We start from the raw sequence: 25700 nt of genomic DNA, 5'->3' as shown, positions 1-25700 counted from the left end.
TTATTGCCATTCGTGAAGAACGTGTGAGAGCGCACGAGCGGAAGCCACAGGGAACGATATGAAGAGCGGGAAGCCGAACCGAACGAAAACAGTGGTCCAGGCGCTTGGCATCCGAGTTGCGAGCGGCCAACTCGCACCCGGTGCACTGCTGCCGTCGGAAACCGAACTGGAGCAGGAATTCTCTGTAAGCAGGACGGTGATCCGCGAGGCAATGAAGATGCTGTCGGCCAAAGGCCTCGTCACGGTCCGCCAGCGCCACGGCACGCGCGTCAATCCGCGTCAGCAGTGGACATGGCTCGACGGTGAGCTGATCGATTGGCTGTCGGATGGACGGATTGCGAAGGCCGAGTTGCTCGCTTTCGCGGAAGCACGGGAGATCATCGAACCCGGAGCCGCGGCACTCGCGGCGACGCGAGCCAGCGTCGAGCAGCGAAAGGCGATCGTTGCAGCCTATGGCCGAATGGAGGTTGAACAAGCGCATCCGGGGCGAGCCGTCGCGGCTGACAAGGAGTTTCACCTCGCCATTCTGGAGGCCACTCAAAACCCTGTCTTGCAGAGCCTGCGCCACGCGATCGAATCGATTCTCGACGCCGTGTTTCCGCATACCGTCGGAGCCTTTGCGGATAATCTTGAAAATCACAAGCAACTCGCAAGCGCTATAGAGCGCGGCGATGCTGTGGCCGCGCGCACACACATGCAGGTTTTGTTGGGCGAAACCACACAGTTCCTCGAAAACTGTCCTATCGATTAGCCGTTTTCACCGTGGCCCTACCTGATCAGAAGGGGTATCGGGCAAGTGAAACTCAACGTTAAGCTGCATGCGGCCCGGCACTTGTCCATCACCCGCCAGGTCCTCCGCCTGCACCGATGTCTGGTTCGCTGCTCGGTTTCCCAACCATTGCGGCGTGTCACAGCTTCGACCGGGCATGCTATGTCGTTGGCAGCATTGATGATTTCGCCCTACCACATACAGCGTCGAATTTGACCGACTGTCCATCCCATTGCTTGTCGGATTCCATGTGCATCTTTGCGGCAGGAATGGAAGTGGGCACCGCTGACTTTGTCCGGAGAGCCATACGCCAGATTAGATGTGACACATTAGATAGGTTGCTGACCTCTCCCCAGAAAATGATCTTGCCACCGGAGCCGAGGCGCATGTGCGTCGCAGCTCTATAGCAACTTCGGCTGGGTATCGGGGATCTATCACAACAGATCCTTCTACCGGCCGCGTTTTCATAGTTGGGAGGTCAAACCAATGAAATTTAAGTTTGTTTTACTCGGTTCCATTGCCGCTTTTGCACCGATTTCCGGCGCTCTCGCTGCCAACGCTGTCGTTTCCGCTGAGCCAGAGGCGGTCGAATACGTGCGCGTTTGCGACGCGTTTGGAACCGGCTATTTCTATATACCGGGCACTGAGACCTGCCTTAAGATCGAAGGATACGTGCGCTTCCAGGTGAATGGCGGCCCGACGGATGTCTCCTCGGACTGGGATGCAATAACACGCGGCCAGGTCCAGTTTACTGCCAAGAGCGATACCGAGTATGGTCCGCTAACCGGTGTCATGGTGCTTCAGACCAACGCCGACAACGCAAACAGCCAGGTCGCTAAGCTCGACTCCGCCTATCTCGACATTGCCGGAATACGCGCCGGACTGTTTTACAGCTGGTGGGACGCGGGGCTGTCTGGTGAAACCGACGACCTGGCATCTGGCCCGACGCTGCACAACTCCCTCAGATATCAGTACGAGGTTGATGGCTTCTTCGCCGGTGTCAGTGTCGATGAGCTTGAGGATAGCAAATACTACAATGGCAATAGTGCGAACAACATTGGCGTGGCCGGCGGCATCGGCGGCAAGGCAGATGGCTTCACCTACCAGGTGACCGCCGGCTACGACACCGACAACGAAGAAGGCGCCCTGCGCGCCCTGGGAACCGTTGCAATCGGTCCGGGCACTTTCGGCCTTGGCGCCGTCTATGCCAGCGGTCCAAACGCCTACTACAACGCTGCTGAATGGGCGGTCGCAGCGGAGTTTGCGATCAAGGCCACCGACAAGCTCAAGATCACCCCTGGCGTTCAGTACTACGGCAACTACGGTGTCAGTGGTGCTGAGTTCGTGGACAACAACGACGCCTGGAAGGCGGGCGTGACGATCGACTATCAGATCGCCGAAAACCTATACGCCAAGGCTTCGGTTCAGCACCTCAAGCCAAATACGGGGGCAGACGTGACGAGCGGCTATTTCCGCCTGCAGCGTGCTTTCTAAGCTCATCCGCGCGACAATCTGCGCCTGACATAGTGTCAGGCGCAGATTCCCAGGGATGCCGTCCTTACTGATGCTGTTGGACGCTAAGGCCTCCATCAACCGTAAGGCAGGCGGCATTCATGAACCGGCACTCATCGGAAATCATGAAAACCGCAGCCATCGCAATCTCATCCGCAGTGGCGATACGCCCCGCAGGGTGTAGCTTCATGGTCTCAGCCTCGGCCGCTTTCGGGTCCGGAAAGCTGTTCCAGTATTCGGTTGCTTTCTGCGTCAGCACATAGCCGGGAGCGAGAGCGTTTACGCGAATGTTCTTCGATGCATATTCGATCCCCAGCGACTTCGTGAGGCCGAGAAGTGCGTGCTTTGCCAACGGGTACGGAAACGTGTGCGGGATGATGGTGAAAGCATGCGTCGACGCAATATTGAGGATTGCGCCGCCGCCTTGTTCGATCATTCCCGGCAGCACAGCCTTGCAGCAATTCCACGCTCCCCGAACGTTGACGTCGAAGCAACGATCCCAGTCTTCGTCGGACGACTTCAAAGGCTCCGCGAAGACGTTGACCCCGGCATTGTTGATCAGCGCGTTCAGCGAACCGATTTCATCGCCCGCGCGCTTGACGGCTGTCGAGATAGCCCCCGCATCGGTGATATCGGCAGTCATGCTCCCGAGTTTGGCACCATCTGCTCGCAGGGCGTCCGCGGTGTCTTTCAGAAGCGCAGCATCCCTGTCCACGAGGAACAGGCGGGCTCCCTCCCCGATGCAGGCCTTTGCTATGGCAAGACCAATGCCCTGTGCCGCCCCAGTGATCAGGATGCGTTTGCCGATCAGCCGATTGGCCATCTTCAATTCTCCGTTGCTAACGCTCATGTTTACGACAGCTAAATCGCTGTCCTTCCCGTCAGAATCTCACCGGTACAAGCCGCTTTAACCCACCAACATTCTGTAGCTGGTTGCCGCTTGACAGATGCCCGCCGCTGCCGGGCGAGCACTGCTCAACGATATACCGAGACGACGAGATCCCGATCCGGTCCTTGCGGCGAGCCGCGATCACCCGCGCCGTCCAGCTGCGGTTGATCGTAGATTGTCCAGGAGGACGGCGACCAGCAGGATGAGGCCACGCACGACATACTGATAGAAGGCCTGAATATTGAGGAGATTCATGACGTTTTCCGCAATACCCATGATCAGCACGCCGACGATCACGCCAGTCATTGCCGCTCTACCGCCCGCCAGGGAAACGCCCCCGAGAACGCAGGCAGAGATGACCGAAAGCTCCAGTCCAGTGGCCGCATTCGGCTGGCCTGACGTGATGCGCGACGCGAGCAGGATGCCGGCGATGCCGCAGACGATGCCCTGAAGCGCGAAGATCCAGATACGCATGTTGACGACGTTGACGCCGGCAAGACGCGATGCTTCCGGGTTGCCGCCGATCGCAAGCGTGTTCTTTCCGAACACCGTGCGGTTGAGAATGAAGCCGAAAACGATGAACAGAATGATCATGATCCAGATTGGTGTCGGAACCGTCAGCAGCCGCGACAGCGCCAGCTGATAAAAGGCGGGATCATTGATTCCAACGGCGCGGCCATCCGAAGCGATCAACGCCAGCCCACGGACGATCTGCATGGTCGCGAGCGTAGTGATCAGAGCATTGATGCGGAACTTGGCAATCACGACGCCGTTGACGAACCCGACAAGGCCGCCACAGACGATCGCGGCCAGCAGGCCGAGCGGAATAGAACCCGTGGCGTTCGAGACCATGACAGCCACCATTCCGGAGAAGGCGACGGTCGAACCGACGGAAAGGTCAAAGTCACGGGAAGCAAGGCAGAACATCATCGTGCAGGAGACGATACCGATCGTCACGACAGATTGCAGCAGGCCGAGCATATTGCGCTCAGTCAGAAAGTTCGGCACCAGAAGCGAGACGACGACGAATGCAAGGGCGAAGATCACAACCAGACCTTGTTCGCCGAGAAGGATTTTTTTCAACGAGTTCATCACTACAGTTCCTGATTAGAGTATGCCTGCAGCGTTTCTGTCCGGCAGCGCCGCCGTCAGAATGCTGCGCTCGTCGAATTCGGGGCGGGCGACATTCGCCACGACCTTGCCCTGACACATGACCATGATGCGGTCGGAGATGCCCATGACCTCCGGCAACTCGCTCGATATGACGACGATCGCCATGCCGCCGGAAGCAAGCTCGTAGAGGATTTCATAGATCTCGGATTTGGCGCCGACATCGATCCCGCGCGTAGGCTCGTCGATAACGAGAACCTTGACGCCCTGCTCGGACAGCCAGCGGCCGAGAATGACCTTTTGCTGGTTGCCGCCGGAGAGATTGATGATGTCCTGCTTGCGTGACGGTGTCCGCACCCGCAGCTTGGCGATGAATTGATCTGCGACCGCTGCCTCCTTCTTCAGGCTTAAAACGCCGAAGGGCGAGAAATGGCGCCGCGAGGAAATGGCGATATTCTCCTCGATCGATCGACCCTGAATGATCCCGTCAAATTTGCGGTCTTCGGGGCAAAGCACCATCCCTGCATTGATTGCCGCTTTTGGATTGTTGGGAGCCACGGCGACACCGTCAATCGAGACGGTTCCCTGATGGCGGTGATCGGCGCCATAGAGAAGTCGTGCCATTTCGCTTCGCCCGGCCCCGATAAGGCCGAAGAAGCCGAGGATTTCCCCCTTGCGGACGGAGAAACTTATGGGATTGGTCAGTCTTGAGCCGGAAAGGTTCTTGACGTCCAAACGTACGTCGCCAAGCGGGCGCTCGCGCCAGCCCCATATGTTGGCGATCTCGCGACCGACCATCTCGGAGATGATCTGCTCTCGCGTCGTCTCCGCGATCCGGTCGTGGTGGGCGGCAAGCTTGCCGTCGCGCAGCACCGTCAGGCTGTCACAGAGACGGAAGATCTCATCGAGGCGGTGGGAGACGTAGAGGATGACCGTTCCCTTGGCCTTCAGCATCCCGATCAGGGAAAACAGGATCTCGCTTTCGCGGGAGGATAGCGAAGAGGTCGGTTCGTCGAGCGCGATCACGCGCGCGTCGAGCATCACCGCCTTGGCAATCTCGACCATCTGTCTCGCACCGATGGAAAGAGAAGCGACTTTTGCGGATGGATCAACGTCGATGCCGATTTCGTCGAGCTTGGCTTTGACGGTTTCGATCAGCACCTTTCCGTTGATGATGCCGCCTTTGGCGGGGAACCGGCCAAGCCACAGGTTTTCGGCAACAGTGAGCTCGGGCACAAGCTGCAATTCTTGGTGAATGACGACGACGCCTGAATGGAAGGCATCGCGCACCGACCCATATTTCTGCTCCTCTCCACCAATGACGATGCCGCCGCTGTCGGCTGCCTGGTCGCCCGAGAGAATTCGGATAAGAGTGGATTTGCCGGCGCCATTCTCGCCCATCAGCCCATGGACGGCCCCCTTCTCGACACTGAAAGAAATGTCTGAAAGCGCCTGGACCCCAGGATAACCTTTTGAAATGCCATTAAATTCGAGGAAAGCCATCATCACTCCGCCGAGAAAACCCGGCGGCACGTTGCGCGCCGCCGGGTGAGATGATCCTGGAAATGTTTACTGAATTCCGAGGTCCTTGCGAACCTTCTCGTAATCGCCGCGCAGCGCCAGCGAACCCGAAGTCAGGATCAGCTTTTCCGGCGCCTTGTCGTTGGCAATCCAGTCATACATGTTGAGCGCGGTTTCGTAGCCGTGACGCTTCGGCGAGATGATCACGGAGCCGAAGAAGCCCGTCGCAGACGGCTTCTTGAACTCGTTGATTGCCGACTCCGCGCCGCCGATACCGATGGCGATCACGTTGTCTGCAGGAATTCCAACACTCTCGGAAGCCCGGACGGCACCAAGGGCTGCCTCGTCGTTCAGGCCGAACGCGACCCAGTATTTAACATCCGAATGCTTGTTGAGAACCGTCGTCGCGGCGTTGAGCGCGGCTTCGGTGTCGGTCTTCGCCTGCGGGGCGTCGTAAATGTTGGCAGCCGGGAAGCCGGCAGCCGTCAGCGCCGCGATCGCACCGTCGACACGATCGACAGCCGTCGGCAGCTGATCGTAGGAGACGCGGATCGCGCCGACATTCTTCATGTCCCAGCCCCGCTTTTTGATTTCATCGGCAATCGCCTGTCCAACGGTCTCACCGATCTTGGTGGCTGAGATGCCCATGTGAGGCACATCTTCAAGCGGCTTGCCATCGGCGCCGACGAGGCGGTCATCAACCGTCATTAGCTTCAGCTGATTGGCTGCGGCCTTTGCAACGATACCGGGTCCGAGCTTCACATCGGGCGTGCAAACGATGAAGCCCTGTACGCCCTGCGCGCCTAGATTGTCGATAGCAGACTGCACCTTCTCGCCGTCTTCGGCGCCGATCTTGACGACGGTAAAGCCCTTTTCCTTGCCTGCCTGATCCGCGAACTTCCATTCGTCCTGAAACCAAGGTTCCTCCGGTTGCTTGACGATGAAGCCGATCTTCACTTCCTCAGCAAACGCTGATCCTGCCGCCATGGCGGCAAGCGCGCCAGCAAGAATCGCTGCTTTGAATACACGCATTCTTTTCTCCCAAAAAGCCAATCGACCTGCCTCCCAGGTCACGTCAATTCGACTATGGCATTTCATCTCATCAGTCAAGTTATTGTATGATGATTAATTTGGTTATTAGCTATGCATTTTCGATGCCGGCCATGGTCTCCAAGCTGTCGCTTCTGTCCGGTTCCTTCCTCCATTTCTGGACATGCTGTTCGGTATTTCTGATGTTTTGAGACGGCGAATTCCCTGTCTGCGCGAATTTATGAGCGTTTCGACATCTTGAACCCCTGCCTATAGCCCTTTAGAGCGTAAGGCGGCGGCGATGGGGAATCCGAAATGAAAAAGACTGAAGATGTGGCCCGTGATGACGAGAGCTCCCACCGTGAACGTTTTCATGACGTCGTGGTGGACGCCCTGGGGCGGCGCATCGTCAGCGGAGAGACAGCTCCCGGCTCGTTGATTGGGCCCGAGCAGGTTCTTTGCGACGAATTTGGAACGTCTCGAACCGTTATCCGGGAGGCCGTCAAAATCCTGTCCGCAAAGGGTATTCTGGAAAGCATACCGAGAAGCGGGACACGCGTAATGCCGCTCAGTTCCTGGCACCTTCTTGATCCGCAGGTCCTCGAATGGCGACTGGACAGCCCCCAGCACAACAGCAAGGCTCGGCAGGACCTTCATGAACTCCGGGCCTACTTTGAGCCGAGCGCCGCCGAACTTGCGGCACGGCGTTCAAGCCCACAGGATCACCAGCGCATGAAGCACGCGCTCCTCGGCATGGCACTCGCCTCGAACTCGGAAGAAATTCTCGAACACGACCTCGCATTTCACAAGGCGATCCTGACGGCGACCGGAAATACGTTGTTTCAGGCACTTGGAGCCTTAATTTCCACGGCACTTCGACAGGTGTTCACCATCGATATCGTCAACAAGACGCGTGACGACGATCATTGGATCAGGCGTCACCAGGATGTCTACGAGGCCATCGCCCAACGCGAACCGGAAACGGCGCGAGCCCATATGATGAACTTGCTCAACGACGTGCAAGCGCTTCAGTAGCCGCTTTCGTGAAAGCGCGGCCGATCCTGGATGCGCTGGAGGCTAACTGCCATTTCGCACATCGAGAGGGACCCCGCCGACAAGCTCGATCCCGTCGAACGCGACGAGGATTGGCGGCCCCATGGGCGCTTGAGCGATCATGCCCATGGAAACCTGCTCATCCGGCAACCCGAGGCCGAAGTACCTCGCGAGCTTCCAAACTTTCCCGTCAAGCGACCAATGGAACGCGTAGACACTGTGGTTGCGATGCAGTCGAAGGAATATCCAATCGTCGGCAACCTCCTCGCCATTGCTGTCGTCGGAGGTCCCCTTCGTGACGACGGAAACGATGGTCGGCTTTTCAAAAGGCGACAATTCCACGACCAGTTTGGCCCACGACGCCCCTGCCCTGACGATCAATCCGCCGGCGTCATACATCGAACGAAGCGGTGCTCTTACTCTGGCTTGCAGCGTGAAAATCCGGTCGGGAACGTCGAACTCGAGGAACGGCGCATTCAACTCCGCTGGCTCGTCATCAGGATTTACAAAGTAGTTCGTGCGAGACTTTGCTTCGATCGTCAAAATGCCGTCGGATCCGGCCGTCCCGCTCTCCCTGTTTTGAAGTCGAATTTCTCTGCCCTTGAAATAAGGGTTCAGTTCGGCCGGCGCGTGCATGGAATATTCCTTGTTGGCTTGGATGCCTGAAGAGGGTCCCGATCAGCGAGTGGTTGCCTCTGAGCTGTATAGCGGTACGAAACACGAATTCACCCGTACACGCTTCGGTTGGCAACGACAATTGCCCTGGTCCTGTCACTGCTGAAAATCGCGCAAGCATCTACTTCACATACTCGAAGATGCGCTCGTGCGGCTCGACGCCGATTCCAACTCCGGTCGGCACCGTGTAGCAGCCCTCGCGGCATCCCATGTCCCCGGTGACGAAATCGAGATTCCGGTCAAAAACGGAATGCTGATATTCGTGATAGGGAACGTTTTGAAGCGCCGATGCGGCCTGAAGGCTCGCGGCCATGAAGATGCCGATGCTGATCGAAGCGTGCGGAATGACGTTCATGTGGAACGCCTGCGCCATCCGGCCGATCTGAATGAATTCGCTGATGCCGGAGTGGCCGATCTCCGGCTGGACGATACTCATGGCTCTTGCTTCAAAGCGCGGCCTGTATTCGTAAGCGGTGCGAAGCTCCTCGCCGAGCGCCAGGGGGACGCCGATACCCCTCGCCACACGCACCTGCCCCTCGAGATTCTCCGGCTGGCACGGAGCCTCCGCGAAATACAGGTTGTAAGGCTCGAGCCGTCTGACAAGCCGGATGGCTTCAGCGGCTTCGAATTTCCAGTGCAGATCGACCATGAGGTCGATATCCGGCCCGACCGCCTCGCGCAGCGCCGCCATTTCGTTGACGATGCCTTCATCGGAGACGGCGGCTGCGAACTTTATGCCCTTGTATCCCTTGCCGATCCATTCGACTGCCAGATCACAACGCTCCTTGATGGTGGCACGCGGTAATCCTGACACATAGGCTGGAAGTCTGTCATGCCGGCGGCCGCCGAGCAGCGTCGATACGGGCACGCCCAGATTCTTGCCGGTCAGATCCCAGAGCGCGATGTCGACACCCGCGAGCGCATCGAGATAATAGCCGCCGAAGAAGCCCCGCACGCGCATCAGGTCATAAAGATCCTCGTGGATAACGACGGCATCGCCAGGGTCGCGGCCGAGGATGACGGGGCCGACGACGTCGTCGATGATCGCCTTCGTCGCTTCCGGGGCAACGATCCCGTAGCATTCGCCCCAACCGACCCTGCCACTTTCACCGCTCACCTTGACGAGTAGTGTCATGTCCGTCGACGGATAGATCGTCCGGTTGCCCTTGCGCACCAGATAGCCACGCTCGTTGATCACCTCCCCTTGCTTGAGTGGCCCGAGATAGGGCACCTCGCGCGGGATCGAAATGATGAAGGTTTCGACCGAGACGATCGCATCGACGATGTTTTGACCCATGCGTGTCGCCTCAATTCGGAACGAAATGTTTGTAGGGCAAGTCGGCTTCGGCGAGAAGCAGCGCAAGTTCGGCGCGGTCGCCGTCGTCGAACTTCGGTCCCTTGCCGCGCACGAAGACGTTCTTGATGACCCCGCGCCGGCGCAGGACTTCCTTTGTCATGTGCATGCGAAAGATCGCCTGGAAGTTCAGCAGCGGCAGGGAAGCCACATAGAGCTTGCGCGCTGTCCTGACGTCGCCCGATTGCCAGGCATGGATGAGCGCTGCATGGATGTCGGCCAACTCTGCCGCCGGCATGGTACCCGCTGCCCCTCGCGCCAGTTCGTCGGTGATGTAGCGTCCGCCGGCGCCGCCGAAGATTGCATCGACTGAGCCGTTTGTTGCAGCCTTTATGCGCGTGAGGTGCTGGCCGCAGGGTGGCGTCTCTTCCTTGATGTAACGGATCGCGGGCACCGCCTTGGCGACATCGGCCACCTCCTCCGGCGTTAGCCCGGCGCCGATGGGTTTCGGCTGGTTCTGCAGCATGATAGGTACGCCGGCACCGTCCGATACCTGCTTGAAATAGGCCGTCTGCGCGGCGATGTCGTTGCCGAGATGGAAGGGCGCCATGACCATGGCGGCGGCGGCGCCGATTTCGGCGGCCTGCGCGATGTGCTGCGCGGAGGCCTTCGGATCCGGATCGCTGGCGCCGATGACGATCGGTATGCGGCCGGCGACGCGCTCTGCGAGAAGTGCCACCTGGCGACGACGCTCTTCCGGCGTCAACGTGTCCACTTCGCTGGCAACGCCCGGATAGACGACGCCATCGGCTCCGCTTCCGATCGCGAAATCGATGATCGCGAAGAAGTCGCTCTCGTCGATCGCGCCGTCATGGCGAAAGGGGGTTGGAAGCACCGGAAACGCCCCGGCAAGTTTCTTGGTCATTTGACAGCTCCGGCGGTGACGCCCTGAATGAAATAGCGTTGAAGGAACATGAAGGCGAGGACGATAGGCACCGAAGCGATGAGGGACCCTGCCATGGCGCCTCCCCAGTCGGAATTGACCTCGTTCAGGTAGGTGAGAAGGAGACCCGGCCCGATGGTGCGTTTGTCGTCCGAGGCGATGATGGTCATCGAGTAGAGCAGGTCGTTCCAGGACCACATGAACGAATAGAGGAACACCGTCACGATAGGAGGCACCGAAATCGGAATGACGATGGTGTGGAAGATGCGAAGGTCGCTTGCGCCATCGGCACGCGCCGCATCGATGAGCTCGTCGGGAACCTGCGAGAAATAGCTGTAGAGCATGTAGGTGGAGACCGGCAGCGCGAAAACGATGTAGCTGAGAATTAGGCCTAGGCGCGTATCGAGCAGGTTCAGCTGCCCCATCAACGGATAGATCGAGATCAGCAGAAGGCCGAACGGGAACATCTGCGCAGACAGCATGAAGAGCATGACAGGCTGGCGGCCGAAATACCGGTACTTGGCGAAACTGAAGCCGGCATAAAGTGCAAGAACCGTCACCAGGCAGGCGCTGGCGCCCGACGTGATCAGGCTGTTCATCAGGTACATCGGCAACTTGCCTTTCGTCAACGCCGTGATGAAGTGCTCGAGTGTCGGCATGGTGGGTATCGGTGTCGGCACGACGCGGTAGAGTTCAGCGTTGCCCTTAAGCGACGAGATCACCAGCCAATAGAGTGGGAAGAACAGGAAGAAGCCGATGAAAAGCAGGGCAAGGACGAACCCCGTCTTGGCCTGACGGCTTGAAAGGTCAAACATGTCAGTTTCCTTTCACGAGCATGCGCAGATAGAGAAATGCGGGGGGCAATAGGGTTGCAACCCAGAGAACGCCGATCGCGGACGCAAAGCCGATATCCCATTGCTCGAAGGCACGGCGATAGACCTCGACGGAAAGGACCGTTGTCGCACGCACCGGGCCGCCGCCGGTCAGCGCATAGATCGTATCGAACTGCTGCAGATTGCCGATCACGCCAAGCACCACGACGATGATCAGGACCGGGCGCAGGTGCGGCAGGATGTGATCGCGAAACACCGCCCAGTTGCCCGCACCATCGACGCGGGCAGCGTCGACCTGCTCGCGGTCGAGGTTCTGCAATCCGGCCAGGAAAAACGCCATGAAGAGCGGGATCGACAACCAGATCTTGGTGAGCACGACCGCAAGCATCGCCCCCTGCGGCGTTGACAGCCAGGCCTGCGGAACGTCGATAAGACCGATCTCCATCAGCAAGGCGTTGAGAACGCCGTAACGGGCATTGAAGATCCAGCTCCAGATGAAGGCGCTGACGGTCGACGGCAACACCCACGGCAACAATGACAGCGATCGCAACGCGCCCCTGCCCCGGAAGGGCTGGTTCATGATCAAGGCCCAGCCGAGACCCATGACCAGCGTGCCCGTTGTGGTCAACACCACATAGATGGCTGTCGTAACGAAGGCGGCCCACACGTCGGGCGACGCCGCGATCTTGGCGAAATTCTCCAGTCCGATGAACCGCGGCGACATCATCTCGATCGTGTATTCGAAGAGCGAGAGACCTAGAGCCTGCAGAAAGGGATAGAGGATGACCGCCGCAAAGGCCACGGCTGCGGGCAGGAGCAGCAGCAGACCCACGCGGTTCTGCCCGGCTTTCAAGCCGCGGCGGTTCGCATATGGCGAGACGGGATATTGCCTGATGTCGCTGTCGATGGCGGCCATGGTGAAATCGTCCTTGAGAGGATGGCTCCGGCCGGTTTCGCCCGACCGGGGGATGGAGATCAGTTTGCCTTCTTGGCGCTCGCCATCGACTCGGTCAGGCGGCCTTGCATGGTCTTGATGGCGTCATCGGCGCTCTTCTGTCCGAGCATGGCGGCCTGCGCCTCTTCCCCAACGATCTGCGTCAGCTCCGCGGCGTTTGACCAGATCCCGACTTCGTTGCGACGTGCGTCGCCTGTCGCCTTCGACCAGGCGGCCAGATAGGCGTCACCTGAAACCGCTTCGCGTGCGGATTTGGTGACGGGCAGCGCACTCATCTTCAACGGATAGTCGGTCTGCACCACGTCCGAGGTCAGATAGGCAAGGAATTTGTCGGCCGGAGCATCGGATGCAGCGGTGGCGCCCGGCGCAAATTGCACGAGGAGGTGCCCCCATTGAACCGAAACCGGCTTGTCGCCCTGCTTTAGTACCGGCGTGGTCATCGGCAAGACGTTCTTGTCGAAGTCGACGCCCTTGCCGGAAAAGTCACGCAGGAAGGTGCGGGTCTGCGGTGCATCGAAATAGAAGGCCGAAGCGCCCTGTGCCATCAGGCGGCGAGAGTCCGGGCGATCGATTTCGGGCGCGGCCAGCCGATCCTTCACCAGATCGACCATGAACTGCAGCGCGGCGCGTCCGGCATCGCTGTCGACGACCACCTTGCCCTCATCGTTGATGATCCGGCCGCCATGCACCCAGTTCCACAACATGAAGTCGATGAGAATCGAGCCGTTGTTCTTCGTTGCCATGGTATAAGGCACGGAGTTCGGAACCTTGTCGCGGACAGCGACCAGCGCGTCCTTGAATTCCTGCAGCGTTTCGGGCGCCTTGGAGACGCCGGCCTTCTCCAGCACCTCCTTGTTGGCAACCATGCCGATCGTGCCCGATATCAGCGGCAGCGCATATTGCTTGCCATCGATGTTGCCCATGGCAAGCGCATCCGGCGCGAAGGCTGCTTCCAGCTTTTCCTTGCCGTAGACCGTGTTGAGATCAACGAGCGTGTCGAGGCTGACAAAGGTCGGCAGCCAGCGTTCGGAAAGCTGCGCAATGTCCGGCAAGGATTTCGAGCGTGCACGCAGAAAGATGTTCTTCTGCATATCGCCCCAGGCAAAGCCAAGCGGTTCCACCGTCAAACCGTCAGCCGTCTTAAATGCGTCGAGCACGCCTTGAACCGTCTTTGTATTTGCCTCCTCCGCGTAGGTGAAGCTCATGAAACTGACATCCGCGGCCTGAACGGCTCCCGCTGCCAGTGTACCGCCCACGGCCAGGGCCGCGACACTCACCATTTTTGCAAATTTGTTCACTGGTTCCTCCCAAAAGAACAATTATGGAACTCTGTTTCAATCCGAAAAAGGATATGCGGCGAGTGCCGGCCCGCTTGCTTTCAGACAACGCCTCCGTCGACGATGAAGGTTTGCGCCGTTACCAGCCGTGAGTCGTCCGCCGCCAGCCACAAGGCCATTCGAGCGATATCGGGCGGCAGCAGGTGCTCCTTGATGCACTGCGCTTCGAGATATTCCGTGAACTTGCCTTGGTAGATGCGTTTGGCGCGCTCCACCTGACGCTCCGTCAGCACCCAGCCGGGAGCGATGGAATTTACGCGGATATTGCGGTCACCGACCTCGCGTGCGAGCGATTTGGTCATGCCCATGACGGCCGACTTCGCCGCGGTATAGAAAATCAGCCCCGGGGCACCGCGCATCCAGGAAATCGACCCCATGTTGATGATGGAACCGCCGCCCGATTTCGCCATGCCGCCGATGACCGACTGGGCGGCAAAGAACTGGTGGCGCAGGTTGGTCGCAAAACGATCGTCCCAGTAGTTGGGCGTCACCTCTTCAAGCGGCATGCGGTCGTCATTGCCTGCATTGTTGACAAGGATGCGGACAGGTCCGACCTCCTCGGCAAGTTCAGTGATGCATTGCCGCAACGCCTCGATATCGCGAAGATCCGCAACTCTGTAGGACGGACGGTTGCCCGTCCTGCGGGCTACGTCTTCGGCATTCTGGGCGGCTGCCCCTGCGTCCCGCTCGATGAAGCCCACCTTTGCGCCCTGATCCGCGAAGTGCTCGACCAGCGAGGCGCCGATGCCGGAACCGCCGCCGGTTATGATGATGCCTTTATCCATGAGGGTCGGGTAGCGTGCACCTTCGACGTCCACCCTGGCGATGAGTTCGGGATGAACGGTCATGCGGCCACCAGTGCGACCGGACGCGCCGACGCCAGTGAAAGGCCGCCCGCGGAGAAAACATGCAGCATGGAAGGATCAACCTGGACGCCGATCGGTTCATTGCGCTTGATTGCCTTTTCACCGGAAAGACGCACGACCAGCATTTCCTGCGCGCCATCGAGCGCGACGTAGGCGTAGGTGTCACTGCCGAGATGTTCCGTCATCGTCACCTTGCCGGCGAGCGTGTCGGGGGCACCGCGCGCTGTCAGCGACACATGTTCCGGTCGAATGCCGATTTCCGCCGGTTCCTCCTTGAGGTTTGGCGGCAGCCGCACCTCGCCTCCGGAGACAGGATAGATGCCGTCGCCCTTTCGGCTGCCTGCCTTGAGGAAGTTCATCCTCGGGCTGCCGATGAAGCCGGCGACGAAGCGATTGAGCGGCTTGTTGTAGAGATCGAGCGGCGAGCCGATCTGCTCGACCTTTCCCGCATTGAGAACGACAATCTTGTCGGCGAGGGTCATGGCTTCGATCTGATCATGGGTGACATAGACCATCGTCGTGCCGAGTTCTTCCTTCATCCGGGCGATCTCGATACGCATCTCAACGCGCAACGCGGCGTCGAGATTGGATAGCGGCTCGTCGAACAGGAAAATCTTCGGCTCGCGTACGATGGCCCGCCCAATCGCGACGCGCTGGCGTTGCCCCCCGGAGAGCTGGCGCGGCTTGCGCTGAAGATAGTCGTCGATCCGCAGAACCTTTGCAGCGGCTGCAACGCGGCTCACGATTTCTTCCTTCGGAGTCCCTGCCAGTCGAAGCGCATAGCCCATATTGTCGGCCACCGTCATATGCGGATAGAGCGCATACGATTGGAACACCATGGCGATGCCGCGTTTGGCCGGCGGCACGTCGTTGACGAGCTGCCCGTCAATGGCCATCTGGCCGGCACTGATTTCATCCAACCCGCAGATCAGCCTCAAAAGTGTCGACTTTCCGCAGCCCGACGGACCGACAAAAGCGACAAACTCGCCATCATCGACAGTGAGATCAATTCCCTTGAGCACCTCAACGCTGCCGAAGGTTTTTCTAATCCCGCTGAGTTCGAGTTTTGCCATCCAATCCTCCTCCCGATTTCAACCGCCGAACATAGCGTCCGGCAGGCCCTTGATGCCGGTCTCGATCGCAAAAACGCTCCCGGACAACGGCGCGTCGGCAAGCTGAGCAGCCGACAGCCGGATGCGAGCCGATGTTACGAACAATGTCTGCATGTTGGGACCGCCGAAGACGCAGCTGGTCGGACGCGGGATCGGCAGGTTGATCACGCGCTCTACCTTGCCTTCGGGGTCGTATCTGGTGACGCACCAGCCATCCCAGTGTGCAACCCAGACGAAACCGTCGGAATCGACCGTCAAGCCATCCGGCTTGCCTTCGGCCTCCGGCACTGTGACAAACACCCTTCGATTGCTGATCGCGCCGCTCTCCAGATCGAAATCGTAGGCATAGATCGTCTGCTTTGCAGTGTCGGTAAAGTAAAAGATCTTGTCGTCCGGGCTCCAGCCGAGGCCGTTCGATACGTGGAAACCACGATCCATCTCGCGGGTGCGACCGTCAGTATCAATACGCCACAGGCGCCCCTGGTCCGGTGCGGTATCGATGGCCAGAGTGCCGGCCCAAAGACGCCCGGCACGATCACACTTGCCATCGTTGAAACGATTGCCCGGCCGATCGGCCTCAGGCTTGGCGATCGTCGTGAGCGCGCCCGACGCAAGGTCCAGCCCTCGGATTTCACCGTGCATCGCTGCGATGAAGCCGCCTCGCTTGCGGGGAATGACAAAGCCGATTAGTTCCGGCACCTGCATCGCTTTGTACGTGCCCTTGATCGTATCGCCGGTATAGACCGCAGGCGCCAAGATATCGACGAAGTAGAGCTTGCCATCCTCCTGAGACCAATGCGGCCCCTCGCCCAGGAAGGCGCTGGCCGGAATGACGCAGCGGACATCGGCGCGATCAGGTCCGAGTGGACGCGGCTTAACGGCAAGCGACATTGCGAATTCTCCGAAATTACCCGATGTGCGACGTGCAGCCTCGATCACGTCGCGGCCAAGTGCGTGCAGGCGGTCCACAGGAAGCCGGAAGGACGGCCCGATGATGCCGATAGCGCCGATAGGCTCGCCCCGATGGTTGAGGACCGGGGCTGCGACCGATGAAATGCCGGCGTTCTGCTCGTCAACCGAGATGGCGTAACCGCGCGCCTTGGTCAGGTCGAGCTGGTGTTGCAGCTCCTCCGCATTGATGATGGTGCTGGGTGTAAGCCGCTCCAACTCGATGTCGGCAAAGAGTGCCCGACGCTTTTCCAGCGAAAGATGGGCAAGAATTGCCTTTCCGATCCCGCTTGCATGCGGCGCAGCGCGGCCACCCACACCATTGTTCAGCCGCAGCGGTTGCGGCACTTCGCGCTGATCGATGTAGAGCACCATTGGTCCGTCAAGGACCCCGAGGCGAATTGCCTCGCCGGTCATGTCGCGCAAGCGCTCAAGCTCTGGCTCGGCGGCGCCGCGAAGGTCGAAATTGTCCCAGACCGTGTGAGCCCACTGGAAGAGCCTCGGCGCAAGGCGGTATACTTGGTTCCGACTGTCGAAACCGAGAAGACGCTCCTCGACAAGCGCCTGCAGCAGGCGATGCAATGTGCCCTTCGGCAACTGCGTCTGGTCCAGAAGGTCCGTGAAACGAAGGCCGCGCGGCTCGGCGGAAATCGCCTCGATGATCTGGACCCCGCGGGTCAACGCCTGGACGCCAGGAACACCGTGGACGTCCGCTCCTGCAGCGTCCCGGTCCGTCGCATCGATGCTCAATTGGGCCTTGGTCATTCTCTCTCCCTGCAGCGAAAATGTCGCCTCCCTTGACCAAGCTGATATCTTGGAACTAAGTTCCATGTCAATATCAAACTAACCGCACCTTGAATTTCGCTTACGCAAGGAGAACACGTTGCGCATCGTAAAAGTACGTCATTGGCTGATCCGCATGCCCTTTACCGAGGATATCCTATGGGGGTCGGGACGCAGGATCGGAACGACCCGGCTGGTCTGCAGGATAGAGACAGACGCAGGATTTACCGGCTGGGGCGAAACCATTTCGCTGATTGCCAACGTGCCCGCGGTTTTTACCGATATCGTTGCGAGACTGGCGATCGGCTATCCTGTCGCAGACGTCGAGCGCCTGCACCGACACGTGCTTGGCGCGGGCTTCTATCACCATAAGCGCGCCGCGGTCATGGCGATCGCAGCGCTGGAAATGGCAATGTGGGATGCGCTGGGCAAACAGGCCAAGCTGCCTCTTTACGCGCTTTGGGGTGGTCGCTGGCGCAAGGACGTCGAAGCCGCCGCATATCTCTTCACGAACGATCCCGAAGCGCTGAAGCCCCGCCTGCAGCGGTTCCTGGATTCCGGATACGAGACGTTCAAGGTGAAGATCGGCTTTGACGAACGCAGCGACATTCGCCTTGCCGAGACGGCACGAACGGTGATTGGCGACAGAGCGCTGCGCCTCGACGTCAACGGTGCATGGAATGTTGCGACGGCAAAACGCCAGCTCGAAAAGCTCCGGGCCTTGGATCCCGCCTATGTCGAACAGCCCCTCGAACTGGACGATCTCGCTGGGCATGCGGCCCTCGTTGCTGCCGGCCCCGTCCCGATCGCCCTCGATGAAAGCGCCTATACGCTGTCGGATGTCGGAAATATTGTGCGGGCGCGGGCAGCCGACGTCGTGCTGCTGGATCCACATGAGGCAGGCGGGCTCTGGCAGACGATCAAGGCGGCGGCGATCTGCGAGGCCGTCGGCATCCCGGTTACGCTGCATTCCGGTGCAGAACTGGCACTCTCCCAGTCCGCATACATCCATCTGGCGGCCTCGATACCCAACCTCTCGATCGCGATAGACACCGAGCGTGCTTATCTCGGCGGTGACATCAGTACGAACGCACCCGTACTTTCAAACGGCCGTTTCGAGGTCTCCGAACGTCCTGGCCTTGGCATCGACGTCGATGAAAGCGCGCTTGAAAAGTATCGCGTCGACGGCATTGCCGGCGCATATCTTGACGGTGAACGCAGCGACTGGTTTCCGGTAAAGCCGGCCTACTGATGCGGCGAAACCGAGGGGAATGATCGGTCGACGTATCTGGAGACGACGCCTGCGCGAGGGCGCGCAGGCGGATTGCGGGTCACGACCGGCAAGCTCCCGAACCGACATAGTTCAGGCATCTCAGGTTGCTGCCGGTGCAATAACCATTGAAACGCTGGACGAAGCACCTGGCGGAAGCAATTTCATGCCATGCGCCTGCGGCCCTCCTGGAAGGTTAAAAGCATCGACGGAATGGTTGACCGGTTCGAAACAGAAGAAATCGGCATCGGCGGATGGGGAGAAGACAACATAGTGCGAAATCTCTGCGCTCGCCCAAACCGCTGCGGACACCCGCCTCTTCGGCCAATCGATCTGGCCATGCCCGGTCCAGCCTGAAAAACAGTTATTGATCCACTGGTCCGGCAGACGCCGGCTTTGGGTAAAGTCCATGTCAGGGCGGTCACCGACCGGCACGGAGCCGGCGGGCAGATGATCCTCGTCTTCCAGCCAGACAGCTTTCGCCGGGGCCGTTAAATAGGTGGCATCGTCGCGCACGAACCAGGGATGAAAGCCGCTGCCGTAGGGAAGCGTGACCGATGCCCTGTTGGTCACGTTCATCGTCATGATCAGTGACCGGCCGTCCAGCTGGTAGTTCAACACTGCATTGTACACGAACGGGCCGGGGCCTACCCCGCTCAGGGCCAGGGAAATGTCGACGGACGATTGCCGCGTGACCGCCCATGCCGATGAAAAGCCGCTTCCGTGAACAGGATGCTTCTGGCCAGGCATATTCGGTTCGATCGCGTGGAAGCTATTGCCGAATGTAAACCCTCCCCGGGATACGCGTCCGGAAAACGGCACGAGGACGATATTGGACAGAGAAAACGGGTGCGCGGTTTGCGGATCGACGCGCCGCAGGACTGGCACGAACTCTCCGTCCCGGAAAATGTCGTAGCACGTCAGGCCAGCCCCGAGATCCGGCCGGACACCGATGCGGGCAAACCCGTTTTCCAGTTCGACGACCCGAAAGCTCATGAAACCACACGACCCGGCTTGTCGCATCGGCCGGATGATCTTGCGCGCTGATTGAAAGCGTTGAACGGCTGAGACCGCATGTTTCCGTCTCCCTCAGGCGTTGCGTTCAGGTGACGTCTTCTGAAACACATTGCAGTCGATTTCCAGCGGCAAGATGCCGCGAATTTCCAATCGCGGCATCACTTCTAGAAAAAGGCGACTATTTGCCACCCCAGCGCTGGGGGTATCCTGGCAGTTCTTGGCATCCGCACAGGCTATAGTGCAGGGCAGGCATTTTTTCATCGATATAGCTTGCGAGCGTTTCCTGAGTAATGGCCGGCTGTGGCAGGTTCCATTCAGGTCCAGGGACCGGCTTGCCGTCGAGGATATCCAGAGCGGCGATGATCGGCGTACGCCACTGGTAGGTGGGATAGGATGGACCGATAGCAACGAGCTTTTCTTTCTGCCATTTGCGCAGGAAGTCCTGCTGGTCTTCGCCGCTGATCACCGGATAGGGCTGGCCCGCATCCTCGAACGCCTCAAGCGCCGCCGTTGCGGTGTCGCCGGCATCCATCCAGACGGCGTCGATCTTTTCGCCGCGGTTGATGTAGTCCTCGACGATCGCCTTGGTCTTGGCGCGGTCGCTGCCGGTGAATTCGGATCCGATAACCTTCAGGCCGGCTTCATCGAAGATCGTCTTGGCCGCCGAATAGCGGGTTTCCAGAACATCGACGCCGGGCACGATCCGAAGCGCCAGTACATTTGCGCCCTTCGGCACCTTGCTCACGATGAACTCGCCCGATGTAATGCCGAAGCCGTAGCCGCCGACCGGATGGATGTAGGTGACCGGGCACTTGCTATTGACGCCGCGATCAAAGACGATGACCGGGAGCTTTTCGCAAGCGGCTTCCACCGCCGGGGTCAGTGCCGCCGTGGTGTTCGGCGAAACGATCAGCACATCGCATTTGCCGCCGCTCACCAGCGACTGAATATCGGAGATCTGCTTGTCGTCCTTGCCTTCGGCATCGAGAACGATCAGTTCCTTGATCTCGTTCTTGTGCAGTTCGGCCTCTGCCGTCAGATTGTTCATGCCCACGACACGCCAGGGATTGAAGATCCCGGCATTCGAGAAGCAGATCGTGTGAGCGCCCTCTTTCTTGTATTTCGCGGTATCGGCCATTGCCCCGCCCAGATGCTGGATCCAGGGCTGCCCTGCCGGCCCCTCCGCCGTCATCGACAGCAAGTCGCGCTGGCGCTTGAATTCCGCCGGGTCGTTGAATTCCTGTGCGAACGCAGCGCCGGCGGTCGTCAGCATCAGCATTCCCGTTAAAATCGTCGTGTATCGCATGCCTTCATCTCCTCCACAGAAGCCAGTGAGCCCGGCCGATTATTGCTGCCAGTGCCAGCAATCAGTTGGAGCGGCGATGGCGCCAGACACTGGCCCCCACTGCCGCAATAAGAATAATTCCCTGCACGCTGTCGCGGAGTGCCTGCGGCAGACCAAGCAGATTGAGAAGCGTAAACAAGGCAAAGAGGCTGAGTGCGCCGAAGACGGCTCCCCAGACGGTGCCGCGTCCCCCGAGCAACTGCGCCCCACCGATTACGCAGGCTGCAATCGCCTGAAGCTCCATGCCCTTGCCCGCATTGACGGAAACGCCGGAAAAGCCGCCCACGAGAATACCCGCCGTCACGGCGGCAAGCGCCGAGATGACAAAGGCGGAAATGCGGGTCGCGGTGACGGGAACGCCTGCAAGCTCGGCTGCTCGAGGATTGTCGCCCAACGCCAGCAGACGCTTTCCGTAGACCGTCGCTTGCAGGCCCCACCAGACCAGCGCGACGACGACGACGAGAATGATGACCGCCAGCGGCAGCGTGCCGGTCAACGGAATGTCACGCAGGACCAGCCGACCGGCATCGCGAAAGTTGTCGGGCAAATCGCCGCGCGGCGCTCCACCGGACCAGGCGAGCGCGGTCCCGGTGACAAGCAGCGAGGTTCCAAGCGTGGTGATGATCGAAGGCACCCTCAGGAAAGCAACGATGGCACCGTTGAGAATCCCGACCGTTGCTCCCATGGCATAGAGACCGGCGATCACCGCCCAGGTCATGTCAGGATCGCCGTCGATCAGGATCGATGCAGCCAACACGACCAGCGTGATGAGCGCGCCCATCGACAGGTCGAAACCGCCGGTGAGGATCACGCAAAGCTGGCCGCAGGCGAGAATGACCAGCGGCGCGGCGCGGCGCAGGAAGTTCATGAACAGGCCGGCCTCGAGATAGTTGGGCTGGATCAGCGCGATGGCAGCATAAAGGACAAGGAAGATGAGCAGCGCAATGTTGATGTCCTGCAATGGCATCCGGCGCTTCACGGTTGCTGTTTCGGAAATTGCGATCATGCCACATGCCCCTTGCTGCGCGCCGTATAGATAGCTACCGCCACGATCACGATCGCGCCGCGCAGCACCTGCTTGAGGAAGGCATCGACGCCGAACATGTTGAAGCTTGCGTCGAGCGAGGCAAACAGCAGCACACCTGCCGCCGTTCCGATTACCCCGCCCTTGCCGCCGGCAAGGATGGTGCCGCCGATGACGACGATGGCAATGGACTCCAGGTCGTAGATGCCGTCGCGGCCGATCCACGGAGTGCCTGATTGCAGGCGAGCAGCCAGATAAAGGCCGGCGATCCCCGCAGAAAGGCTGGCAAGCATATGCGCCGACAAGACGAAGCGCTCGGTGCGGAGGCCGGCGAGCTTTGCGCCGTCCGGATTGCCCCCCACGGAATAGATGTCGGCGCCGTACCGGGTTTTGGCCAAAAGGAACCAGCCGCAGAACGTCAGTGCTGCGAACATCAAAACCGGATAGGGCACGCCGAGGACGCTGCTATACGCAAAGGCCTGAAACTGCGGTGCAACGGTTCCGGAAAGATGGGTAAAGCCGGCCGATAGCCCGCCCTGAATGATCAGGCCGCTGCCGAGTGTAGCGATCAGCGGATTGATTCCCCAGTAGGCAACCAGGATGCCGTTGACGGCGCCGACGCCGAGCGAAACAAGGATGCAGACGATGATGGCGGGCGGGATCATGGCCGGATCACCCTGCATCAGAAAACTGGCAAGGACCGCGACAAGACTGATCAGGGCAGCAACGGAGAGGTCGATGGATCCTACCAGAATGGCGAAGGTCTGCCCGAGACCGACGATACCAAGTGCCACTGTGCGTTGAAGCAAGCCGGCAAATCCTTCAAAGGTCAGTTGTGCCAGCTGCCCGGTGATGACCGCCGCGCCCATATAGATGAAAGCTGCGACAGCCAGGACGATTGCGGGAACGGGCAGCGTAGAGCGCTGCGGAATTCGCTTTAGGGCGAGCGAGGATGTCGGGGTCATATTGTTCCAGCCTTGATTTGCGGTTCTGCCGGGATTCCGAGTGCCAATCCGATGACCGCTTCCTCACTGGCGCCTCGGCCCAGTTCTCCGGCGATGCGGCCCTCGTGCATTACGACGATGCGATCGCTCACGCCGACGACCTCGGGCAGATCCGACGACACCATGAGGATGGCGCGACCGGAATCGGCAAGCGTGCGCATGGTTTCGTAGATCGCCGCTTTGGCGGCGACGTCGATACCGCGGGTCGGTTCAGCAAAGACCAGGATCTTGGGTGCCTGCGCCAGCCATCGGCTGATGATGGTTTTCTGCTGGTTGCCTCCGGACAGGGTGCGGATCTCCTGACCATAGTCGGCGGCCCGTACCCCGATCGCCTTCAGTTTGCGGTCAGTCTCGGCCCGGGAGAGCCCGGCGCGATGCGGCCGCCTGAATACATTGGACATAGCCTGGAGCGTCAAAAGAGCATTGTCGCGGACGGATTGGCGCAGCAGGAGACCTTCGCGCTTGCGGTCGCCGGGGAGGTAACCGATCCCGGCAGCAATCGCCTGACGTGGCGACTGCACGGAAACGACCTTGCCGGCAACGCGGAGCGTACCTTCTGTCAGCGGATCATCGCCGAAGATGGCCTGCGCCAGCGCCGTCTTGCCGGAATCTTCCAAGCCCGCGGTCCCGACGATTTCCCCTGCGCGCACTGCCAGATCAATCCCCCGCAAGGTCCGGTTTGCACCATCCGATATCTCCAGCAGAACCTCTCCGGTCCCGCCACGTCCCGGTTTCGGGAAGAATTCGGCGATATCTCGGCCGACCATCGCCGTGACGACGGCAGCGACGTCAACTTCCTCTCGTGGCCGCGTCCAGACTTTGCGCCCGTCCTTGAGCACGCTAACGCGGTCGGCAATCGCCATGACCTCAGGCATACGATGGGAAATGTAGACGATCGCCACGCCCTCGGCCTTCAGCTTGCCGACCAAATCGAGCAAAGATCGTGCGTCGCGGTCATCGAGCGCGGCGGTCGGCTCGTCCATGACCAAAACGCGGGCGTCCAACAGAAGCGCCTTGGCGATTTCCACGAGCTGCTGCTCGGCAATGGATAGAGCGGACACCTGCGTGGCCGGCGGAATGGTCGACCCCAGGCGCCGCAACAGTTCGCCGGTGCGTCTTTCCATCAGCGCCCGGTCCAGCAGGCCGCGACGCGTCGGCTCCTGCCCGGCAAAGATATTCTCCGTCACGGTGCGGAACGGCATCAGGCTGAGTTCCTGATGGATGATCGAGATGCCGGCGGTCCGCGCTTCCCGGGGATGCTTGAATTCTTTGGTCTCGCCGCCGACCCGCAGCCGCCCGCCGTCCGGGCGATAGACGCCGCCCAGTATTTTCATCAGCGTCGATTTACCGGCGCCGTTTTCCCCGCACAACGCATGCACCTCTCCGGCACGGCAATCGAAGTCCACCGCGTCCAGTGCCTTGACGCCCGGAAAAGACTTGCTGATGGCGCGCATGTCGAGGGCGGGGTCTGCCATCATGCCGACACCCTCGCGCCGGCCGCCGCCCATTCCCGCCGGATGAAGGAGATGCTTTCGGAAAACAGCCGGTCCGCATCGTCAAAGAGGTTCCGCCATACCCGCGTGGCGCCCGCAAGTTCGGGCACTGCCCGGCCAAAGGCCTCAACCGTGAGCCAGCCGTCATAGTCGCAGCGCCGCAATGCGTCGAAATGGGCCGCGAATGGCACATGGCCGGTGCCGGGGATGCCCCTGTCGTTCTCCGAAATATGGTAGTGGTTGATCTCGCGGTGGTAAAGTTCGTAAGTCGCCGCCGGATCCTTTTCCTCAATGTTGGCATGGAACGTATCGAACATATAGCCGTAGTTGGGGTGGTTCACCTGACGATATATCTCCGAGGCGTGTTCGGTCGTCGACATGACATAGCACTCGAAACGGTTGACCGCCTCGGCGGAAATCCTCACGCCTGCCGGCACGGCATAATCCGCAAGGGCGCGCATGGCTTCGACGCAGTGTGCCCGCTCATCCGCGGTAGGACCGAAGCCGGTGAATACGCCGACCGGAGAATGCACGGGACCGGCGATAATCTCTCCACCCATCGCATGCGTGCAGTCGACCAGCCAACGATGATGGTCGTAGGCGCGGGCGCGGACAGCGGGGTCAGTACTGATAGGGTTGGCTTCCGGCGGCACCGTTCCTGCAGTTGCGGCGGCAAGACCGATCTCTCTGAGCAGGTTGCCGAGTGCTGCATATCGCGCGACATCGCCCGACATGACGGGCACTTCTACGCCATCATATCCAAGCGCCTTGAAGCGCTCGAGCTGGCGCGCATGCTCCACGGTGATATCCGCGCCGAGAACCAGCAGGTTGAAACCGACCTTCAATGCATTCCCCCATAAACCAAACCCTCAGGACGGCTTTCGTGCCGCCTCTCCTCCAAGGAGCGGTCGTTCGTCG

General features: G+C 60.0%; 23 protein-coding genes. 4 read left to right on the top strand and 19 right to left on the bottom strand.

The window, feature by feature from the left end; genetic code table 11:
- Window positions 1-58: 58 nt before the first annotated feature.
- Both ASC97_RS28870 and ASC97_RS28865 read left to right on the top strand, forming a co-directional pair.
- The gene (locus ASC97_RS28870; protein ID WP_057471759.1) at window positions 59-751 is read left to right on the top strand and encodes a FadR/GntR family transcriptional regulator; all 693 of its coding nucleotides are present in this window, start codon (window positions 59-61) and stop codon (window positions 749-751) included.
- 504 nt (window positions 752-1255) lie between these two features.
- Window positions 1256-2263, top strand: coding sequence for a porin (locus ASC97_RS28865; RefSeq protein ID WP_057471758.1), 1008 nt, complete (start codon window positions 1256-1258; stop codon window positions 2261-2263).
- A 64-nt stretch (window positions 2264-2327) separates the two neighbouring features.
- Here the strand turns inward: ASC97_RS28865 and ASC97_RS28860 are convergent, their stop codons facing one another.
- From ASC97_RS28860 to ASC97_RS28845, 4 genes are all read right to left on the bottom strand, one after another.
- A complete protein-coding gene (locus tag ASC97_RS28860; RefSeq protein WP_057471757.1) occupies window positions 2328-3104 on the bottom strand; it encodes an SDR family oxidoreductase in 777 nt (258 codons plus the stop codon).
- 207 nt (window positions 3105-3311) lie between these two features.
- A complete protein-coding gene (gene araH, locus ASC97_RS28855; RefSeq protein ID WP_057471756.1) occupies window positions 3312-4262 on the bottom strand; it encodes an L-arabinose ABC transporter permease AraH in 951 nt (316 codons plus the stop codon).
- A gap of 15 nt (window positions 4263-4277) precedes the next feature.
- A complete protein-coding gene (araG, locus tag ASC97_RS28850; protein WP_057471755.1) occupies window positions 4278-5783 on the bottom strand; it encodes an L-arabinose ABC transporter ATP-binding protein AraG in 1506 nt (501 codons plus the stop codon).
- Window positions 5784-5849: 66 nt separating this feature from the next.
- On the bottom strand, window positions 5850-6833 hold the full coding sequence (locus tag ASC97_RS28845) for an arabinose ABC transporter substrate-binding protein (RefSeq protein ID WP_057471754.1): 984 nt from the start codon (window positions 6831-6833) through the stop codon (window positions 5850-5852).
- A 312-nt stretch (window positions 6834-7145) separates the two neighbouring features.
- Between ASC97_RS28845 and ASC97_RS28840 the strand changes: the two genes are divergently transcribed.
- Window positions 7146-7865: a FadR/GntR family transcriptional regulator gene (locus tag ASC97_RS28840; RefSeq protein WP_057471753.1), complete on the top strand. Its 720-nt coding sequence runs from the start codon at window positions 7146-7148 to the stop codon at window positions 7863-7865.
- Between the two features lie 42 nt (window positions 7866-7907).
- Here ASC97_RS28840 and ASC97_RS28835 read toward each other — a convergent pair whose 3' ends face one another.
- The 9 genes from ASC97_RS28835 to ASC97_RS28795 form a co-directional block, all read right to left on the bottom strand.
- Window positions 7908-8519, bottom strand: coding sequence for a DUF1349 domain-containing protein (locus tag ASC97_RS28835; RefSeq protein WP_057471752.1), 612 nt, complete (start codon window positions 8517-8519; stop codon window positions 7908-7910).
- A gap of 160 nt (window positions 8520-8679) precedes the next feature.
- A complete protein-coding gene (locus ASC97_RS28830; RefSeq protein WP_082530219.1) occupies window positions 8680-9855 on the bottom strand; it encodes a mandelate racemase/muconate lactonizing enzyme family protein in 1176 nt (391 codons plus the stop codon).
- Between the two features lie 10 nt (window positions 9856-9865).
- Window positions 9866-10777, bottom strand: coding sequence for a dihydrodipicolinate synthase family protein (locus ASC97_RS28825; protein WP_057471751.1), 912 nt, complete (start codon window positions 10775-10777; stop codon window positions 9866-9868).
- Complete coding sequence (locus ASC97_RS28820) at window positions 10774-11610, bottom strand: carbohydrate ABC transporter permease (RefSeq protein WP_057471750.1); 837 nt, start codon at window positions 11608-11610, stop codon at window positions 10774-10776. Before ASC97_RS28820 ends, ASC97_RS28825 begins: the two co-directional genes overlap by 4 nt.
- Before the next feature lies 1 nt (window position 11611).
- Window positions 11612-12544, bottom strand: a complete 933-nt coding sequence (locus ASC97_RS28815) for a carbohydrate ABC transporter permease (protein WP_057471749.1) — start codon at window positions 12542-12544, stop codon at window positions 11612-11614.
- 59 nt (window positions 12545-12603) lie between these two features.
- A complete protein-coding gene (locus tag ASC97_RS28810) occupies window positions 12604-13881 on the bottom strand; it encodes an ABC transporter substrate-binding protein (protein ID WP_057471748.1) in 1278 nt (425 codons plus the stop codon).
- 80 nt (window positions 13882-13961) lie between these two features.
- Window positions 13962-14768: an SDR family NAD(P)-dependent oxidoreductase gene (locus tag ASC97_RS28805; protein ID WP_057471747.1), complete on the bottom strand. Its 807-nt coding sequence runs from the start codon at window positions 14766-14768 to the stop codon at window positions 13962-13964.
- Window positions 14765-15859 carry an ABC transporter ATP-binding protein gene (locus ASC97_RS28800; RefSeq protein ID WP_057471746.1) on the bottom strand — a complete coding sequence of 365 codons (1095 nt, stop codon included), beginning with the start codon at window positions 15857-15859 and terminating at the stop codon, window positions 14765-14767. Before ASC97_RS28800 ends, ASC97_RS28805 begins: the two co-directional genes overlap by 4 nt.
- Window positions 15860-15877: 18 nt before the next feature.
- Entirely contained in the window at window positions 15878-17611 is a 1734-nt protein-coding gene (locus ASC97_RS28795; protein WP_057471745.1) for an SMP-30/gluconolactonase/LRE family protein, read from the bottom strand.
- A 118-nt stretch (window positions 17612-17729) separates the two neighbouring features.
- Between ASC97_RS28795 and ASC97_RS28790 the strand changes: the two genes are divergently transcribed.
- Window positions 17730-18881: a mandelate racemase/muconate lactonizing enzyme family protein gene (locus ASC97_RS28790; protein ID WP_057471744.1), complete on the top strand. Its 1152-nt coding sequence runs from the start codon at window positions 17730-17732 to the stop codon at window positions 18879-18881.
- Between the two features lie 120 nt (window positions 18882-19001).
- On the opposite strand, the gene ASC97_RS28785 is transcribed toward ASC97_RS28790, so the two are convergent.
- The 6 genes from ASC97_RS28785 to ASC97_RS28760 all read right to left on the bottom strand — a co-directional run bounded on the left by ASC97_RS28785 (window position 19002) and on the right by ASC97_RS28760 (window position 25627).
- A complete protein-coding gene (locus ASC97_RS28785) occupies window positions 19002-19895 on the bottom strand; it encodes an aldose 1-epimerase (RefSeq protein WP_057471743.1) in 894 nt (297 codons plus the stop codon).
- A gap of 199 nt (window positions 19896-20094) precedes the next feature.
- Window positions 20095-21222: a substrate-binding domain-containing protein gene (locus tag ASC97_RS28780; RefSeq protein ID WP_057471742.1), complete on the bottom strand. Its 1128-nt coding sequence runs from the start codon at window positions 21220-21222 to the stop codon at window positions 20095-20097.
- A 61-nt stretch (window positions 21223-21283) separates the two neighbouring features.
- A complete protein-coding gene (locus ASC97_RS28775) occupies window positions 21284-22267 on the bottom strand; it encodes an ABC transporter permease (protein WP_057471741.1) in 984 nt (327 codons plus the stop codon).
- Window positions 22264-23250: an ABC transporter permease gene (locus tag ASC97_RS28770; protein ID WP_057471740.1), complete on the bottom strand. Its 987-nt coding sequence runs from the start codon at window positions 23248-23250 to the stop codon at window positions 22264-22266. The genes ASC97_RS28775 and ASC97_RS28770 overlap by 4 nt, the downstream gene beginning before the upstream one ends.
- A complete protein-coding gene (locus ASC97_RS28765; RefSeq protein ID WP_057471859.1) occupies window positions 23247-24767 on the bottom strand; it encodes a sugar ABC transporter ATP-binding protein in 1521 nt (506 codons plus the stop codon). Before ASC97_RS28765 ends, ASC97_RS28770 begins: the two co-directional genes overlap by 4 nt.
- Complete coding sequence (locus ASC97_RS28760) at window positions 24764-25627, bottom strand: sugar phosphate isomerase/epimerase family protein (protein ID WP_057471739.1); 864 nt, start codon at window positions 25625-25627, stop codon at window positions 24764-24766. Before ASC97_RS28760 ends, ASC97_RS28765 begins: the two co-directional genes overlap by 4 nt.
- Window positions 25628-25700: the final 73 nt, after the last annotated feature.

Source organism: Rhizobium sp. Root1203 (genome assembly GCF_001424945.1).
In the GTDB taxonomy this organism is placed as follows: domain Bacteria; phylum Pseudomonadota; class Alphaproteobacteria; order Rhizobiales; family Rhizobiaceae; genus Rhizobium.
This window is presented reverse-complemented; position numbering and strand designations above follow the sequence as displayed.